This window comes from Rhizobacter fulvus (assembly GCF_964020785.1).
Genome location: NZ_OZ224516.1, coordinates 604,951 through 620,693 on the forward strand (window position 1 = coordinate 604,951; position 15,743 = coordinate 620,693).

19 protein-coding genes are annotated in these 15,743 nt (G+C 63.0%); 12 read left to right on the plus strand and 7 right to left on the minus strand.

From position 1 onward, the window contains the following. Nucleotides 1-28: 28 nt before the first annotated feature. The 4 genes from ACWH49_RS02960 to ACWH49_RS02975 all read right to left on the minus strand — a co-directional run bounded on the left by ACWH49_RS02960 (nt 29) and on the right by ACWH49_RS02975 (nt 2,268). Nucleotides 29-433 carry a c-type cytochrome gene (locus ACWH49_RS02960; protein WP_448170091.1) on the minus strand — a complete coding sequence of 135 codons (405 nt, stop codon included), beginning with the start codon at nt 431-433 and terminating at the stop codon, nt 29-31. Further along, complete coding sequence (locus ACWH49_RS02965) at nt 430-999, minus strand: ferritin-like domain-containing protein (protein ID WP_448170092.1); 570 nt, start codon at nt 997-999, stop codon at nt 430-432. Before ACWH49_RS02965 ends, ACWH49_RS02960 begins: the two co-directional genes overlap by 4 nt. 92 nt (nt 1,000-1,091) lie before the next feature. Then, nucleotides 1,092-1,790: an RNA polymerase sigma factor gene (locus tag ACWH49_RS02970; protein ID WP_448170093.1), complete on the minus strand. Its 699-nt coding sequence runs from the start codon at nt 1,788-1,790 to the stop codon at nt 1,092-1,094. A gap of 49 nt (nt 1,791-1,839) precedes the next feature. Then, nucleotides 1,840-2,268, minus strand: a complete 429-nt coding sequence (locus ACWH49_RS02975) for a MarR family winged helix-turn-helix transcriptional regulator (RefSeq protein ID WP_448170094.1) — start codon at nt 2,266-2,268, stop codon at nt 1,840-1,842. Nucleotides 2,269-2,360: 92 nt separating this feature from the next. Between ACWH49_RS02975 and ACWH49_RS02980 the strand changes: the two genes are divergently transcribed. Genes ACWH49_RS02980 through ACWH49_RS02990 form a run of 3 tightly spaced genes read left to right on the plus strand, consistent with a single transcriptional unit; the run spans nt 2,361 to nt 5,844 of the window. Next, nucleotides 2,361-3,554 carry an HPP family protein gene (locus ACWH49_RS02980; RefSeq protein WP_448170095.1) on the plus strand — a complete coding sequence of 398 codons (1,194 nt, stop codon included), beginning with the start codon at nt 2,361-2,363 and terminating at the stop codon, nt 3,552-3,554. A gap of 5 nt (nt 3,555-3,559) precedes the next feature. Continuing rightward, entirely contained in the window at nt 3,560-5,317 is a 1,758-nt protein-coding gene (locus ACWH49_RS02985) for a chloride channel protein (protein WP_448170096.1), read from the plus strand. A 53-nt stretch (nt 5,318-5,370) separates the two neighbouring features. Then, the gene (locus ACWH49_RS02990; RefSeq protein WP_448170097.1) at nt 5,371-5,844 is read left to right on the plus strand and encodes a response regulator; all 474 of its coding nucleotides are present in this window, start codon (nt 5,371-5,373) and stop codon (nt 5,842-5,844) included. A gap of 41 nt (nt 5,845-5,885) precedes the next feature. Here ACWH49_RS02990 and ACWH49_RS02995 read toward each other — a convergent pair whose 3' ends face one another. From ACWH49_RS02995 to ACWH49_RS03005, 3 genes are all read right to left on the minus strand, one after another. Further along, complete coding sequence (locus tag ACWH49_RS02995; RefSeq protein ID WP_448170098.1) at nt 5,886-6,590, minus strand: sigma factor; 705 nt, start codon at nt 6,588-6,590, stop codon at nt 5,886-5,888. A gap of 87 nt (nt 6,591-6,677) precedes the next feature. After that, nucleotides 6,678-7,370, minus strand: a complete 693-nt coding sequence (locus ACWH49_RS03000; protein ID WP_448170099.1) for a CBS domain-containing protein — start codon at nt 7,368-7,370, stop codon at nt 6,678-6,680. Between the two features lie 37 nt (nt 7,371-7,407). Next, nucleotides 7,408-7,818, minus strand: coding sequence for a DUF488 domain-containing protein (locus tag ACWH49_RS03005; RefSeq protein WP_448170100.1), 411 nt, complete (start codon nt 7,816-7,818; stop codon nt 7,408-7,410). Nucleotides 7,819-8,103: 285 nt separating this feature from the next. On the opposite strand from ACWH49_RS03005, the gene ACWH49_RS03010 reads away from it, so the two are divergent. The 9 genes from ACWH49_RS03010 (at nt 8,104) to ACWH49_RS03050 (ending at nt 15,668) form a co-directional block, all read left to right on the plus strand. Next, nucleotides 8,104-8,958 (plus strand): LysR family transcriptional regulator, encoded by an 855-nt coding sequence (locus ACWH49_RS03010; RefSeq protein WP_448170101.1) that lies wholly within the window; start codon nt 8,104-8,106, stop codon nt 8,956-8,958. Nucleotides 8,959-9,362: 404 nt separating this feature from the next. Continuing rightward, nucleotides 9,363-9,785 carry a GreA/GreB family elongation factor gene (locus tag ACWH49_RS03015; protein WP_448170102.1) on the plus strand — a complete coding sequence of 141 codons (423 nt, stop codon included), beginning with the start codon at nt 9,363-9,365 and terminating at the stop codon, nt 9,783-9,785. A gap of 126 nt (nt 9,786-9,911) precedes the next feature. After that, nucleotides 9,912-10,907 carry a universal stress protein gene (locus ACWH49_RS03020; RefSeq protein ID WP_448170103.1) on the plus strand — a complete coding sequence of 332 codons (996 nt, stop codon included), beginning with the start codon at nt 9,912-9,914 and terminating at the stop codon, nt 10,905-10,907. Further along, on the plus strand, nt 10,904-12,013 hold the full coding sequence (locus ACWH49_RS03025) for a universal stress protein (protein ID WP_448170104.1): 1,110 nt from the start codon (nt 10,904-10,906) through the stop codon (nt 12,011-12,013). Before ACWH49_RS03020 ends, ACWH49_RS03025 begins: the two co-directional genes overlap by 4 nt. An 11-nt stretch (nt 12,014-12,024) precedes the next feature. After that, the gene (locus ACWH49_RS03030) at nt 12,025-12,291 is read left to right on the plus strand and encodes a DUF2970 domain-containing protein (RefSeq protein WP_448170105.1); all 267 of its coding nucleotides are present in this window, start codon (nt 12,025-12,027) and stop codon (nt 12,289-12,291) included. A gap of 144 nt (nt 12,292-12,435) precedes the next feature. Then, entirely contained in the window at nt 12,436-13,482 is a 1,047-nt protein-coding gene (locus ACWH49_RS03035; RefSeq protein WP_448170106.1) for a universal stress protein, read from the plus strand. A 286-nt stretch (nt 13,483-13,768) separates the two neighbouring features. Beyond that, complete coding sequence (locus ACWH49_RS03040) at nt 13,769-14,134, plus strand: hypothetical protein (protein WP_448170107.1); 366 nt, start codon at nt 13,769-13,771, stop codon at nt 14,132-14,134. A gap of 137 nt (nt 14,135-14,271) precedes the next feature. Next, nucleotides 14,272-14,649: a hypothetical protein gene (locus tag ACWH49_RS03045; protein ID WP_448170108.1), complete on the plus strand. Its 378-nt coding sequence runs from the start codon at nt 14,272-14,274 to the stop codon at nt 14,647-14,649. Nucleotides 14,650-14,756: 107 nt separating this feature from the next. Continuing rightward, on the plus strand, nt 14,757-15,668 hold the full coding sequence (locus ACWH49_RS03050; protein WP_448174294.1) for a GNAT family N-acetyltransferase: 912 nt from the start codon (nt 14,757-14,759) through the stop codon (nt 15,666-15,668). Nucleotides 15,669-15,743: the final 75 nt, after the last annotated feature.

A 15,743-nucleotide genomic window follows, 5' to 3' on the forward strand; every position in this document is an offset into this window, starting at 1 on the left:
TCACGGTGCTCGGCGCCCGTTCGATGTACTACCGGGGTCGACCCTGTGCCGAGCGGCACTCGCGCGAGTCATTGACTTGCTTCAGGTACGCGATCAGGTCCAGGCGATCGCGCGCTTCAGGGACGCCGTCATATGTCATCGACGTGCCGGGAACCATCTTCAACGGGCCTGCGAGAAAGTCGTTTACCGTCTTGTCGGTCCAGACGATCCCCGAGCGCTTCATCGCCGCGGAGTAATCGAACCCCGGAACGCTGCCCGCGAGGCGTCCGAACAATCCGCAGTGATGGGGCCCCACGCGATCGGTCGCAAGCGCGTGGCAAGCCATGCAGCGTGCATAGACTTGCTCGCCTCGGCGCGAATCGGGGGCAGCGACTGCCGACACCGCCGCCGCCAGAAACACTGCGGCCCAGCACAGTGGTTTCGTCGTGCTCATAACATGAAGGCCGAGGGCACGGGAGCTTCCCCCAGCGCCTGTCGCAGAACCGCCCAGTGCATGGCCTCGTCGCCCAGGATGCTGGCCGCGGCTTTGGACAGATCGCGATTCGCGAACAAGGGCACCGCGCCGAGATACGCGCTCACGGCGCCCTGCTCAAGCTTAGCGGCAAAGCGCAGCACGTCGGCCTGCGACTTGAGTTGATCTGCGGGGAAGTTGTAGTTCGTCTTCGCGACCGCCGCCTTGCCGCCGAGCTTCTCGACGGTCCTCGCGAGCAGTTCGGCATGCTCCTTGTGATGCCCCTGATAGCTTAACGCCAGATCGAGCACCGGCTTCTGTAGTAGCTTGCTCTCGGCTCCGAGCTGATAGGCCGCGATCGCCTCGAGTTCCGCACCGAGCGCCGTGTTAAGAATCTGTACGTCTTTCGGATCGACTGCTCCCGACGCCGCGGCAAGCGTGTCTCTGCCGGCGAGCAAGGCAATGGCCGCCCCCGAGAGCACAAGACCGGACTGCCCCATGAACAGTCGACGCGCCGCGATGGGTTCGGGCATGGTGAAGAACGACATGAACTTCTCCTGAATGGTTGAGGACACCACCATTCGATGGACGCGTCTTCCGTCACGTTCCCGGAGATTGCGGCGATTGCACCCCATGGGGACTAGCGCATCTTCGCCAGCACACCCGCCACGATTCGGTCGCAGCGTTCGCCGTCGAAAGAAAAGGCGTCTCCCAACCCGATGTCCACGTCGCGCGCCAGGCCCTCGCGAAGCAAGGCTCGCGCGCGGAAGAAACGCGTGCGAACTGTCGCTTCGGGAATCTCCAGCAGCAGCGCGACCTCTTCGACACTCAGTTCCTCCACGGCTCGCAGCATGAATACGCTTCTGAAAGCGTCAGGCAGGGAATCGATCCGCGTCTCGATCATTCGACGAAACTCGGCGCGGGTCGCGACGTGATCGGGGCGGTGTTTGGGGTCGTCTTCCATCCACGCCTCCGGATCTCGACCGTCTTCGTCCAGCGCCGCGTTGAACGGAATGACATTCGCATTGCGCTGCCTGAGTCGCCCGAGCGCTTCGTTCACAACGATGCGCACCAGCCAGGTCGAAAGCTTCGATTCCGCACGAAACGTGTGCAAGGCGCGCCAGGCACGCAGGTAGCCATCCTGCAACGCGTCCTCCGCTTCAGCGTCGCTCTTCAAAATACTGCGAGCGGTTCTAAATAGCAGCCGGTTGTGGCGCCTCATGATGCATTCGAACGCGGCTTCTTCACCCGCGGCCGCTCGATCGGCGAGTTCACGGTCCGGCACTGAATCGTCGGTCTGCGGTCTCGGAGCTCGGATCGAAGTCGGTGCGCTCTGCATGGGTACCTCCACGCATCTGATGAATGAAACCATCAGCGCGTTCCCGCCTTCAGGCCCGGTCGTTGAAAGCTGTGATGTTGGCGACCTGGAAAACGTGCGCGAGTGACGTCAGTTCAACCCTGTGCTGTTCTGCCAACTTGCCCAGGCACCGCTCGCCCTCCGACGTGAGCCGCACCCGCACCTGGCGCCGGTCGGCGGCGTCAGGCAAACGTACGACCAGTCCCAGTGCCGCGCACCGTGTCACCAGCGCGACCACGCCGTGTTGCTGCGTCTGCAGCCGGTCCGCCAGTTCACCCACGGTCGCCCAATCGCGCCCAGGGAAGCCCTTGATGTGCAGAAGCAGTTGATATTGCAGCGGGGTCAGCCCTTCGGACTGCGCAGCGTCTTCGCTGAACCTCAGGAAACGGCGCAGCTGGTGGCGAAACTCGGACAGCGACTCGTAGTCGCGCTTGGTCAAGGGCTTTGCGGATCGTGGCATGTCGGATGGTTCAAAGCACAGAAAAGTTTTCTGCGGCGGCCAGTTATGTCACAACGTGATGTAATCGGCATCCTCCAATTCTCGCCGATCCAATGAATTCGTTGCTGCTTCCCTGGTGGCACAGCCTCTTGCCTCCCAGAGCGTCTGTCAGCCAACACGAGCGGTTCCGGTCGGGCGCTGGTGCACTACTCGGCATCTTGCTCACGGGCGTGGTCAGCGCGTTGACGCTCAAGTCACCGGTGACAGCACTGTGGTTGATGGCGCCGATGGGCGCGTCGGCCGTACTCCTGTTCGGAGTTCCGGCCAGTCCGCTCGCACAGCCCTGGTCGATCGTCGGTGGCAACCTCGTCGCTGCGGTCATCGGCGTCGCCTGCGCGAAGCTCATCGCATCACCGGTGGTCGCGGCGTCGGCCGCAATCTTCTTCGCGATCGGCGCGATGTTCGCGCTGCGGTGCCTGCACCCACCCAGCGGCGCAGTGGCACTGACAGCCGTTCTCGGCGGGCCGGAGATTCACGCGGCGGGTTTCGACTTCGTGGTCGCGCCAGTGGCCTTGAACACCTTGCTGTTGTTGCTGGCCGCGGTGGCCTACAACAACCTGACCGGGCGCCGCTATCCGCACGCGCAACAGTTGGAGGCCACCCATCCGCACCAGACGGCCGACGGCGTGCCCACCGAGCGCCTGGGCTTCACGTCGAACGACCTGCAGGCGGCGATGAAGGAATACGACCAGGTGCTCGACATCAGCGCCGACGATCTCGAGAAGCTGTTCCACCAGACCGAGATGCACGCCTTTCGCCGCCGCTTCGGAGAAACCGTTTGCGCCGAGATCATGTCGAAGGATGTCGTCGCCGTCGAATTCGGTACCGAACTGGCCGATGCCTGGGAGCTGATGCAGTCGCATTCGATTCAGGCACTGCCGGTGCTCAATCACGCACGGCACGTCATCGGCATCGTGACCCGCTCGGATTTTCTTCGTCACGCAGAGCTGCGAGACTTGAACAGCCTTAGCCGGCGACTGCGCGCGTTCCTGCAGCGGACCGCCCACACTCACTCGGACAAGCATGAAGTTGTCGGCCAGATCATGACTGCCCCCGCACGCACCGCGCAGGCGACGACCCCTGCAGTCGAGCTTGTCCCGCTGATGGCCGATGTGGGCCACCACCACGTGCCGATCGTCGACGCCGACCGGCGCCTCGTTGGCATGGTGACGCAGACGGACCTCGTCGGTGCGCTGTACGAGATCTGCCTCGCGAAGCTGGGAACCGCGCGCGCTGCTGGCGCCTGAATCGCATGGCACTCGACCCCCACCTGACCGGTGACTACGCCGTTGACCGGCGGCTGTTGCCGATCGCCGCATTGGCCGTGCCGATCGGCGCGCTCGGCACGGTGGCGGCCTGGCTGCTGCTGACGCTGATTCACTTCTTCACCAACCTGTTCTTCTTCCAGACACTCTCGATCGCGGACCGTTCGCCGGCCACGAACACTTTGGGGCCCTGGGTCATCGCGCTGCCAGTCATCGGCGGACTGTCCGTCGGGCTGATGGCGCGATTTGGCTCGGAGAAGATCCGTGGGCATGGCATCCCGGAGGCGATCGAGGCCATCCTCTTCGGCCAAAGCCGCCTGTCGGCGAAGGTCGCAGTGCTCAAACCCCTGTCATCCGGCATCGTCATCGGGTCGGGCGGCCCGTTCGGGGCCGAGGGTCCGATCATCATGACGGGCGGCGCGATCGGTTCGCTGCTCGGCCAGTTGTTTCATCTCTCTGCGTCCGAGCGCAAGACCCTGCTCGTGTCGGGTGCGGCCGCGGGCATGACGGCCGTGTTCGGTACGCCGGTGGCCGCCGTGCTGCTCGCAGTGGAGCTGCTGCTGTTCGAGTTGCGCCCTCGCAGCCTGTTGCCGGTGGCGATCGCGTGCGCGGTGGCCGGGTTCACGCGGCCGTTGCTGCTTGACGCGGGCAGGCTGTTCCCGCTTCACACCGAGCCCGCCGGCTGGACGGCCTTCGCCGCCTGCGTCGTGGCCGGGCTGCTCGCGGGGCTGTTGTCGTCAGGCCTGTCACGTGCGCTCTATGCCATGGAGGATCTCTTTCACCGCCTGCCCGTGCACTGGATGTGGTGGCCTGCGATCGGTGGACTCGTCGTCGGCATCGGCGGCTGGCTGCAGCCGCGCGCCTTCGGCGTCGGCTACGACGTGATCGGCGACCTGCTCAACCACCGACTGCTGCTCGGCACGGCGCTGGCCTTGCTCACGGTCAAGGCGGTGATGTGGGTCGTGTCCTTGGGCTCGGGCACATCGGGTGGCGTGCTCGCGCCGTTGTTGATGATGGGCGCGGGGCTGGGAACAGTCATGTCGGTCTGGCTGCCATTCGGGGACGGATCGCTTTGGCCGCTCGTCTGCATGGCGGCGGTACTGGCTGGCCTGCTCGGCGCACCGCTGACCGCCACCGTGTTCGCGTTCGGAATGACCGGCGATGCCAACGCCTTGCTGCCTCTATTGCTCGCGTGCTCGGTGGCACACGGATTCAGCGTGCTTCTGATGCGCCGATCGATCATGACCGAACGCATCGCGCGCCGCGGGCGACACGTTCACCGCGAGTACGGCGTGGACCCTCAGGAGCAGGCGCGCGTCGGCGACGTGATGACAGTGAGCGTGCAGGCGATTCCGGCCAATGCGACCCTCCGCGACATAGAGCGAGACTGGTTCGGCCCTACGCAACGGCACCGCGCGTTCCCGGTCGTGGACATCCACGGCGTCTGCCTCGGCATGCTGGATCGGGAGCGGTTAGGGGCGAGGGCGAACGCCGAACTGGTCGCTGCGGACTTCTGCCGGCCACTTTTGCACTTCGCGCTGCCGGGTGAAACCTGCCGGGTGGCCGCGCAGCGGCTAGCCGCGCATGGTCTCGAACGTCTTCCGGTTGTCTGCGACTCGGAGTCGCACCGCTTGGTGGGCGTCGTGAGCCGCAGTGACTTGCTCAAGCCGGTTCAGACATCCCTCGATGAAGATGCCAGGCGGGAGCAACTCATCGGCTGGCCGAAGCGTGTCGTGCGCAGCTGAAGGCAGTTGGGTGATCGCAATATACGTTGGCAGAGGATGACTGGGATTCTGCGATGAAGATGAGCCTCGATGTTGACGCGTGCATAACACGAGGAGTCCGTGTGCGAGGCCCGCACTCGCGAACGCTGCCGGCGCTCAAGACGTTTGTCGTCGAGGACAAGCCCTGGATTCGCGATAGGCTCGAACGCACCTCGGAGGGTAGTCAGCTCTGGGAGATCGTGGACAACGCCAACAACGAGGTTGATGCCACAGCATGGCAGTCCGAGAACGATTGCGATCTCGTGCTCGTAGACAGCTATCTGCGGCACGGAAGCGGGCTGGGTACCGTTCGCGCTGTGGCCTCTATGGGCAAAGGACAGAGCATCGTGGTCTTGTGCGAAATCTTCACCACGGAGATGCGGCGCAAGTATCTGGAGCTGGGGGCCGCGGCAGTATTTGATCGCATTACGCAGTTCGACCAGTTCACCGTGTACTGCGCAGAGCTCGCGCGAACACATCGGGACGGTAACTCCGGTGAAGTGAAATAGGCAGGGATGAGTAGTTCGTGGCTAACCGCGTCAGCGCGCCCTCAGCACGCACTCAGCGCTTGTCGAGAGACCTCAGTGAGCACTTGCTGGACGATGGCGTCGCAACGTTCACCGGTGAACGGATAGAGACATCGCACTTGCATAGCAAAAGCATCGCCGACCTCTGCGCATACCGAAGAAGTGGCCTCTTCGTGGTAGCGATCTGCCAAGACATTGCTGACCTCCAAAACGTATGCAGTCTCAGCAGGATCGATTCCCTCTGCCACGCGCAGCACGAAGGCGATCCTGGAACATGACCGCAGACGTTCGATGGCCGACTGCAGTCTTGCGACTTGCGCCGTGCCATCTTGGTCGTGCCTGCTGTTGCACTCCGGGCCATGCGCCTCACACCCGACCCACGATCCGTTCTTGCGTATCTCCCGTTCCCAGCGTTCCGACCACTCAAAAGCATCGTGCAGCGCGCGCCTCCCCCTCACGGTTCGGATCGCAATCCTTGCGAGCCAAGTTCCAAGCGCCACTTGCCCTCGATACAGATGAAAGTTGCCAAACGCCCAAAGGAACACCTCCCTTACCAACCGCTGCGCGGCAGCATCGTCTTCTACGATGCTGCGTGCCGCACGGTAGACCAGGCGACCGTGGCGCCGCGTGATGGTCTCGAAGGCACTCCTTTCGCGCGTGCCCCAGGACTGGGAGGCTGACGGCCGGTCTGCCAATTCGACCGGGTCAGCCAGCAATCGGTCGTGCAACAATGACCTCCACCGAGAAAAATTTCGAAGCTGAGTGCCCGCAATGCAGCGGGGCAGCAGGGAAGATACGCAGGTTAGCCGCTCAGGTCATGCCATGGGCTCCCATTCGGATGTCGCGATCCGGTCGTCTCGCACGCCTCGAACGCCTGAAATGTTCTCGGCGGCCACGCGCGCTGCACGGCGCGACGCTTCATTCCTGACAAGTCCACGGTAGCTCACCACTCCGTGAGCAACGAATACGCTGGACGTTTGCGGGAACCACCAGGGATGAGATTCCAGTTCCGCGACGAGTTGCTCGCGGATCGTTTCGTCGCTCTGCGCCGCCGGCTTCTCGAAGCGATGCTCGGCCACCGCCTTGACCAGATCGGACCGTGTGACGATTCCGACGACTGCAGCCCCTGACGTGACGGGCAGCGTTCGAATGTGGTGGGTGTCGAAAAGCTCGGTGATTCGACCGATCGGCTCTTCGGCGTCGACGGTGATCACCTCGGTCGTCATCACATCTGCTGCGTACTTGCCATGAGATCGTACGTACTCCGTGGGCATCGGAGCCTGCCCGAAAATTAAGTGCCACCATGGGCGGTGCATCTCCTTCTCGTCGGTGCCGATCTCTGCGCGATGCACGAGGTCGGCTCCGCAAACAATTCCGACCAATTTGCCGCGCTCGATGACCGGTAGTCCGCTGATACGGCTGTCGAGCAAGAGTGCGGCGACGTCCGTGACAAGAGTGAGCGGCGGCACCGACAGCACGGGTGTCGTCATCAGGTCTTTGGCTTTCATGGTGAATGCTCCTTCGTTAGTGGGTGCGACATCGAATTCACGCCGCTGACATCTCGTGCAATACGTCGCGTAGCACGTCGGCGTTGTTCCTGGTGGGGTCATGCGCATCGAACAGCAGTGTCACGCGGCCGTTCCGGCTGAGTTCGAAGAGCAACGACAAGATGTCTTCGTGTTCCTGAAGTTCCACTCGATACCGTGCGCTGAACGCCTCCCATCGCTGTGTGTCGTGGCCGTACCATCGGCGCAGCGCCGCTGAGGGCGCTGCGTCCTTGAGCCAGAGGTCCGCAGCCACTCGATCCTTCGACATCCCGCGCGGCCAGAGACGATCGACAAGAACCCGCATTCCGTCCTCGGCGCAGGACGCTTCACGCGCTCGCTTTAGGCATATCGCGCGGTCAGCCCACGAACGTTGCCGCGGCGTTGACCTCGGTACCGTGGAGCTGGCCATGATCACACCGACTCACAGCACGATATGGCGTGACCTGCGACCGTGCCGGGCTCAACGCCGTTCGGATGAACGGCCAGTGGCGCCTCGAGTGGCGCGATATGCACACGGCGCCCGGAAACTGAGCGCATCGTCGAATCGGCTGATGATCTGCGTTCCATTGTTGGACATTCGTGAAGCCTGCCAAGATGGCATAGCGCAAGCTTCCACCACATCTAACAAGAAGTAAATCGACATTAAATGCCGTTTGAATGCGAGACTTCTGCATTCAATGTTCGAGCGAGACTCATGGACATCGACCTGGCAAAGACGTTTACAGAGATCGTGTCGACCGGCAGCTTCCTCCACGCCGCGGAGCGACTGCACGTCACACCGACAGCGGTCAGCGCGCGCGTTCGCACGCTCGAGGAACTGTTGGGTCGCAGATTGTTCGTGCGGAACAAGGCCGGCGCATCTCTTACACCGGCGGGTGAGCAGTTCCAGCGCTACGCCACGACATTGGTTCAGATATGGGAGCGCGCGCGGCACCAGGTCGCGGTACCCCGAGGACGGCGAGGGGTGCTGTCGGTCGGCTGCGAGAACAGCCTGTGGGATCCTCTGATGTTGAAGTGGCTGCTGTGGATGAGAAGCGCTGCACCTCATCTGGCGCTTCGAACCGAGGTGGGGTTCCCCGAGAACCTACTGGGCCGCGTCTCGGATGGGAGTCTCGAGATCGCGGTTGTGTACGCGCCTCAACAACGACCCGGCCTTCGCATCGAACTGCTGATCGAGGAAAAGCTCGTGATGGTCACCACATCAAAACGGGGCGGCGCACCGAAGGCCGCTGACTACGTCTATGTTGATTGGGGCAGAGAGTTTGCCGCGCAGCACAGTCTTGCGTTTCCCGAGTTGTCGAGCGCCGGCGTTTCGACCACTCTCGGACCTTTGGGGCGCGAGTACCTGTTGGCGGCCGGCGGTGCGGGCTACTTTCGCCTGGACGTGGTCCGACCTCATATCGAGTCCGGCAAACTGCGAAGGGTCAGAGGTGCACCCGAGTTTCTTTACCCCGCTTATGCGGTGTATTCGGAGACGTCGGAGAAGAAGTCAGTCGCTGCCGCATTGACTGGTTTGAAGCAGGTTGCGAGGAGTTCCGGCAGGTCTTAGCAACTTGGTCCCGGTTGAAGTCAGCCTTCGAACCCCGCGATGTCCGAGGACGTTCCACGGCGAGCCGACGCTATCGGCCATATCGGCAATGGCAGTGCGGGTTCTCGCCTTTGGAGCGCAAGTCCGCCCTACAATCTCCCTATGAAATCGAAGGTTCTATTCTCTGCTGGCTCACGACGTCTCGTCGGAGTTTTGCCTGTGCGTTGCGCAGCTGCGAGCATGGAGGGCGTGTCCGCGACACGCCGCTGGAAGTCGGCCCTGCTGCTGCAGCCGGCCGCACATTCCTGAGCCCGGCGATCACCACCTTCTTCTTTGCGCAAACCTCCGATCGCCGGGCACCAGCCTAGCGCGAGTGTGCACGCCTGTTCAGCTCAGGCCGCCGCACCATTGGACAGGAATGCATCATGGAAGTCTCCACGTATTGCGAGCGCACGCTCACCGATCTTGATCACGCTCGTCTCGTCAAGTTGACAGGTCAGAGTCGCGTTGGTCCACCCGCTGGCGGATCCGACAACATCGAGGAGGCGCTCGACATGGCGCACCTCGTTCCTTCGCGCGCTGTGTCGCCCGACATCGTGACGATGTACTCGCAGGTGCTGCTCGAAGACTGCGCCAGCGGCCGCCGCTACCGGTTGACGCTCTGTTATCCATCGGATGCGGAGCCTTCTGCGGGGTTCGTCTCCGTGATGTCCCCCGTCGGTGCCAGTTTGCTCGGCCTGCGAGTCGGGGCGACCGCGCGTTGGCTGACACCGAACGGCGACGGAGGCGCGGCCGAAGTAGTGGCCCTCTTGTTCCAACCCGAGGCCAGCGGCGACTTCAAGCTGTAGCCGAATGCGGTGGCTTCGCGCCACCGACAACGATTCTTTGATGGCACGCGCCAGGCATCTTGCCAATGGTCGGGACGGCCCCTGGCCGGCAGATGAGCGCAACGCGTCTTACCTCTGGAGATTTCGATGAAAAACTACAAATCCATCCTGGCTATGGCCGACTTCTCGCCGCGCTCAGACAACGCCGTCTCGCGCGCGGCGGGGCTCGCATCGGAGCACGGTGCCCAACTGGTTTTGCTGACCATCGTCGATGCATCCGCGACCAAGGGGCTGCACCAGTGGCTTCCGTCGCGCATCGACATCGACATCAAGCTGTCTCGCGCGAAAGAAAACTTGGAGCGCCTTGCAGCAAAAGCGGCAGCGGCACATGGCGTGTCGATCGAACGGTTCGTGGTTGCCGGCGATACCCTGGAGCAGGTACGGCAGCACGCCGAGGCCGCCGATCTTGTCGTGTTCGGCGTCAAGCGCAGCAATCCACTGCGCGACTTTGTGTTCGGTACGCCGGCCGAGCGCCTGATGCGGATGGTGCGTCGTCCCGTGCTCGTTGTGAAGAAGCCCGCCCAGGCTCCGTATCAACGCGTCCTCGTATCCATCGACTTCACGGTCTATTCCGAGGCGGTCCTGCGATCCGCGATCAGATCGGTACCGCATGCGGCTCTTCACCTTTGTCACGCACCCAGCATGACGCGAGAAACTCGCCTGCGTGCTGCCGATGTGCCCGACGCCATCATCCAGAGTTGGCGCGATCGAGCCTCGGCGACTGCACTTGAACGACTGAATGCGCTGATCCAATCCGTCGAGCATCGGCGCGCGTCAGCGTCGGTTGCCCACGGAGATCAGGCCCGCACTGCGCTTGAGGTGCAGACATCGGTGGAAGCGGACCTGATCGTGGTCGGCAAGGACGGGCATTCGGCGATCGGCGACTTCTTGCTGGGAAGCGTCGCGCAGCGACTTGTCGCGGATGCTCAATGCGACGTTCTGGTCATCCCGCGGACTGCACTGCCTGGCTATCAGGTGCGAAGCGGCTTCGCGATTGATCGCTCCAAACTCGCCTTGAGCCGCGACTGGTCACATCACTCCTGGATCAATGTCGACTCCCGAGATAAGGAGGTGACGACGTGAGCGCCCTCGGACCAGAGCGATGGTTTGTGGACCCGCCAAGGACTGATGAACAGGAGGTCTCGATTCGCTCCCTACTGGCCGCTACCGACTTTTCGGAGGAAGCGTGGCATGCGGTCGACCGCGTCGGGTACCTGTCGAGCGAGCTCAAGGCCACGGCCACACTTCTCCATGTCGACAGGTCGCGACCCGATCGCGAACCAGAACGCCGATTCACACCGCCGGCGCGCTCTGGAAACTTGCCCGCGCATCGTTCACTGGACGCGGTGGCGACCGAATTGGCCGCCACCCATCGCATCGAAGTTCGAGCGGAAACGCGCCGTGGCGATGTGTACGACCAACTGCTCCTCATGGCGAAGACCGTCGACGTGGTCGCACTGGCGTCGAAACGGCGCAATCCGCTGCATCGCCTGGTGTTTGGCAGCATTGCCGGCCGGCTGCTGGACCGCTCCACCACACCAGTTCTTCTGGTGAAGCAGGCGCCGCGAGGACCCTACCGGCGTGTATTGGTCCTGACCGATTTTTCGGAGCAATCGATTGCTGCCGCAGAACTGGCGGTGCGTATCGCGCCAGAGGCGGAACTTCACCTTTTCCATGCGATTGATCTTCGCGATGAAACCGATATGCGATTTGCTGAGGTGCCCGATTCAGTTGTACGCAATCAGCGGCTGAAGAGGATGGCTGCCGCGCAAATCCGAATGGACAAGGCCGTGAGCTCAATTCGGGCGCCTTCGAGTCGCATTGCACACGCGTTCGGGCATGGGAACGTCGTGCCCCTCGCACTTCTGAAGCAACGTACTCTGGCTTCGGACTTATTGGTGGTGGCGAGAAGCTCTCGGCCATTGGCAAGAAGTTTTCTTTTCTGGAGCAACGCTCGACGCTTGTCGGACGAGTGCCTGTGCGACGTTCTCGTGGTGCCAACCATCGAAAGCGAGTTTGACAGTCGAAGAGCCGCAGGCGACCGAACGTTCGACAACGTCTACCAACCCAGCCCGGCCGACTCGGTCGGTGGTCGAGCGATGTCTAAGCGGCCCGCTCAGACGGTGGCGCCAGTGGCGAGAAGCCCCGATTCCGCGGGCGAAATCAGACCATCAGCAATCCGAAGGTGAGGTAGTGCGATATGAAAACTTTGAGCTACGTGCGTACGGTGCTGTGGGCTTTCTTTGGTGTCGGGCGCCGCCGTGCAGCGCGCGATCAACTGGCCAGGGGCAATCCGCTGGTGCTGATCACCGTTGCCCTTGTGTTGGCCGCCCTTTTCGGCCTGACCTTGTGGGGTCTGGCAAACGTTGCCGTGACGCGTTGGTCCACTCCGGTGGGCGATGAGAAGGCAGCCGAGATCCCGGCCGCTATTTTTCAGCCCGGGCCGAATAGTGGCCACGCGATTTAGCCGCCAAGCGCGGCCATTGCACAGCTGTTCAAACACTTGGCGACGACGGGCTCTTGAACTTCCGCTTCGGTGCGATTCACTGCGCACCCTTGGAACAAGCTCATCCGGCTCCTCCCGTAACTTCTGTTCGTGAGGACAATACATATGACTTCAATCACATCCGTGCTGGTTGCGACCGACTTCTCAGACGTCGGCAATAACGCGGCTCGCCGCGCCGCGCTTTTGGCGCGCGAGCACGGCGCTCGACTGCACATCCTGCACGTGGTCAAGGCCGCGCCCTGCAAGCCGTTGCGCAGCTGGTTCCGCCCGACGATGGACACCGACCAGCGGTCCGCGAAAGCTCGCCGTGCGTTGCAACGCATGGCCATCGAGATCACCAATGCCTACGACGTAACTCCCACGGTCGAGGCTCTGGCCGGCAACCCGTTCGACACCCTGCTGCGAGCATCTGATCGTGCGGATATGTTTGTACTCGGGCGGCGCAACGACCGACGTTTCGGGGGCTTGCGGTTCAGCGGAACCGCGGATCGACTGCTGAGAAGCTGCCGGCGGCCGGTGCTGGTCGTGCGGACACCGGCACAGCAGGCTTACCGCCGGGTGTTGGTGCCAATCGATTTCACGTCGTCTTCCGATGACGCCATCAGGGTCGCGACGCAGGTGCGACGCCAAACCCTCATGCAGGTCTTTCACGCCATCAACATGCAGCGCGACGCCGTGCTGCGCTATGCGAACGTGCCCGAGCACGTCATCAGGGAAACCCGCCTGATGGAGGAAGCAGGAACCAATGCGCGTATGCGGCGCAAGGTCGCTGAGCTTGGCCTGGATTGCACGCCGTTGAGCTTTGCTTTGGCATACGGGCCGGCTGTGAAATCAACCTTGTCTCAGGCCCAGCAACTTGGCGCCGACCTCATCGTGGCCGGGAAGCAGGGTCGATCGACCGTAGGCGGACTTTTCCGCGGCAGCGTCAGCAGCCGCGTCCTATCAGAGTCGGCCTGCGACATGCTGGTCGTGCCGCGGCCCCGGGACAGTTCTCCAGTCCACGCTGCGGCAACGGTCGCGCCTTCGATGCAGGCGAAGGCCCATCAGGACAACGCGACCCTCGCACGGAGCGCGGCCGCCTTTGCCGGAGCATTGACACAAAGTCGCTGGAGCGACAAAACGGTGAACCTTTGGCAACGGGGAACATCATGACCATGGTTGGAATGCCGTGGATCGCGATGGCGTCGCTGCAACCGTACAGGTCTCATCAGCTCGCTTGGTTTGTCTACGGCGCCATCGAACGTGAGCAGCTCCTCCACTTGACCGCCTGTGTGGGCTGGGGGAGGCGGTCCAGCGGAATTTCGACGGGTCTGTTTGAGACCCCGGGGCACTGCCTAGAGATTGCTGTTCCGCCGACAGGGCCACGGATGTTGAATGACAAAGGCGAACAGGGTTCAAGACCTTGGAATCCTCGTCCGAATCGAATTGGATCGCTCACATGAAGATTTCTTCAACCGCGCTCAGGGCCAAGCGCTCATGTGCCAGCGGCTACCGCTGGTTTGCTCGGCGCTTCAAAAGTCCCGCCGAGTACCAGAGCGTGATCGACGCGCTCGTCGCCGACGGACGCGTTGACGACGCTTGCTGGCTGCTGGATCAGTTCGGACCGATCGAATCCGTTCTCGTGGTCGACGCCATCTCGGCGGATGCCTTCGTCTACGCTGGCTCGGTCCAGGTGCGTGGGACGTGGATGTGGACTCAGTCCTTCGCACTGGTGGATCGCTGCAGGCCGGCGGCAGCATTCGCAGTGGCGACTCGTTCTGGGTCGGCAAAGACCTGCGCGCCGGCGCCGGCCTGCGCACGCTAGGATCGCTGCGCACCGGGGGCAATCTTGTCTCGTCCTGGAGCGTCGAGGCAGACGGCGCCTTGACGTGCGGCGGCGACCTGCGCGTTCGAGGCGCATTGGCCTGCGGGTCGGCGCTCCGTGGCGAGGGTTCAGCGGTGGTGGCCGAGGACCTCGAAGTGCACGGCATGATCCATTGCGCCAAGAGCTTGCAGGTCGGCGGTCATCTGGCGTGCACAGAGGGCTTGCAAGCGGGACACGGGATACAGGTCGGACGGTCGATTCGCAGCGGCATGCACACCGATGCGGGATGGGGCATTGTTGCGGGCTCGGATATCACGGGCGAGGGCGCCATCCGGGCCGGTGAGTGCATCGTCAGTGGCGGCTGCGTCAAGACCGGCAACGGATTCAGTGTCTACGCTGGACTGAGTGCTCGCCGTGACGCATGGTTGTCCTGTGGTCGTGTGGTAGCACGAACGCGGCCCGAGAACCTGCTGAGTGGCTTCTGGGACGCCGCTCCGAGCGAAGCATTAGCGTGAAGGTCCCGTCCGACCTGTACTCGTTTCCACCCACTTCTCGGGGGTCGCCGGCGCACCGCGGCAGCCGGAACGGTCACGTCGCCATGAACCTGCCAGAAGGAATCAGCATGAACCGGCCATTCGTTTCGCTGTGTCCCGAGATCTACCGGGCCGACGCGCTGACGCTGAGGGACTGGCTGGAAGACGAGTGCGTCACCCGCCACCTGAGCGATTCGCGTCATGTCTCGCGGTTCATCCAGGAGGCCGTCGATCGGATTCAGCTGCCGATCCTGACCCATCTGTTCAACCAGGGTGGCCGGTTCTTCATGGTCTGCGACCGGGATGACATGAAGGTGGGCTTCGTCCGTCTCGTCAAGACCGGACCGGACTGCGAGATGGTCCTGGTCATCGGCAACCGCGACAACTGGAGCCGACAGCTCGGGGCCAGCGCCATCCGAGAAGGCATGAAGCTCGCGTTCTTCGAGATGCGGGCCAGGAAACTCATCGCCAAGATCCACCCCGACAACGCGCGATCGCTGAAGGCGTTCCAGCGCTGCGGTTTCATGCCTGATAGCGAGACACCGGCTCTGACGTGTCTTTCGATCAGTTCCGGGCGCTATCTCCAACGCTTGCGCGAGGGCTCTGCAGGCCATGCTGGCGACATCCACATCACCGAGATCGACCAGGCCCGTCTCAGAAACCTGGTTGCGGTCGAGCAGGCCTCGACGAGCTTCGAGCTGGAACACGAGATCGAGCGCGCCATCGTCGTCGACCCCCGGCAGGTACCCCCGGATGTCATGACCATGAACTCGCGCGCCTTGCTGCAGCTGGACGACCAGCAAGTCGAAGTCGCGCTCGTCTACCCGGACGACGCCAACGACATTGCCGGGAGGGTGTCGGTTTGCGCCGGCATCGGCACAGCGATCCTGGGCTACCGGGAAGGGGATGCCGTCGACTGGCGGATTCAGGACCGCACCCGCCACATTCGAATCTGGAAGGTGCTGTACCAGCCGGAAGCCGCGGGCGATTTCCACCTGTAGGTTTGCGCGCGGCGCCGCAGTTTCAGATCGCGAACGAGCGCGGCAGCATCGTTCGAAGGTGGCAGACCGAGCTCG

What these genes read in the sequence shown, in the direction of transcription:
- ACWH49_RS02960 (WP_448170091.1), bottom strand. Translation starts at nt 433, where the DNA reads ATGAGCACGACGAAACCACTGTGCTGGGCCGCAGTGTTTCTGGCGGCG.
- ACWH49_RS02965 (WP_448170092.1), bottom strand. Translation starts at nt 999, where the DNA reads ATGTCGTTCTTCACCATGCCCGAACCCATCGCGGCGCGTCGACTGTTC.
- ACWH49_RS02970 (WP_448170093.1), bottom strand. Translation starts at nt 1,790, where the DNA reads ATGCAGAGCGCACCGACTTCGATCCGAGCTCCGAGACCGCAGACCGAC.
- ACWH49_RS02975 (WP_448170094.1), bottom strand. Translation starts at nt 2,268, where the DNA reads ATGCCACGATCCGCAAAGCCCTTGACCAAGCGCGACTACGAGTCGCTG.
- ACWH49_RS02980 (WP_448170095.1), top strand. Translation starts at nt 2,361, where the DNA reads ATGAATTCGTTGCTGCTTCCCTGGTGGCACAGCCTCTTGCCTCCCAGA.
- ACWH49_RS02985 (WP_448170096.1), top strand. Translation starts at nt 3,560, where the DNA reads ATGGCACTCGACCCCCACCTGACCGGTGACTACGCCGTTGACCGGCGG.
- ACWH49_RS02990 (WP_448170097.1), top strand. Translation starts at nt 5,371, where the DNA reads ATGAAGATGAGCCTCGATGTTGACGCGTGCATAACACGAGGAGTCCGT.
- ACWH49_RS03000 (WP_448170099.1), bottom strand. Translation starts at nt 7,370, where the DNA reads ATGAAAGCCAAAGACCTGATGACGACACCCGTGCTGTCGGTGCCGCCG.
- ACWH49_RS03005 (WP_448170100.1), bottom strand. Translation starts at nt 7,818, where the DNA reads ATGGCCAGCTCCACGGTACCGAGGTCAACGCCGCGGCAACGTTCGTGG.
- ACWH49_RS03010 (WP_448170101.1), top strand. Translation starts at nt 8,104, where the DNA reads ATGGACATCGACCTGGCAAAGACGTTTACAGAGATCGTGTCGACCGGC.
- ACWH49_RS03015 (WP_448170102.1), top strand. Translation starts at nt 9,363, where the DNA reads ATGGAAGTCTCCACGTATTGCGAGCGCACGCTCACCGATCTTGATCAC.
- ACWH49_RS03020 (WP_448170103.1), top strand. Translation starts at nt 9,912, where the DNA reads ATGAAAAACTACAAATCCATCCTGGCTATGGCCGACTTCTCGCCGCGC.
- ACWH49_RS03030 (WP_448170105.1), top strand. Translation starts at nt 12,025, where the DNA reads ATGAAAACTTTGAGCTACGTGCGTACGGTGCTGTGGGCTTTCTTTGGT.
- ACWH49_RS03035 (WP_448170106.1), top strand. Translation starts at nt 12,436, where the DNA reads ATGACTTCAATCACATCCGTGCTGGTTGCGACCGACTTCTCAGACGTC.
- ACWH49_RS03040 (WP_448170107.1), top strand. Translation starts at nt 13,769, where the DNA reads ATGAAGATTTCTTCAACCGCGCTCAGGGCCAAGCGCTCATGTGCCAGC.
- ACWH49_RS03050 (WP_448174294.1), top strand. Translation starts at nt 14,757, where the DNA reads ATGAACCGGCCATTCGTTTCGCTGTGTCCCGAGATCTACCGGGCCGAC.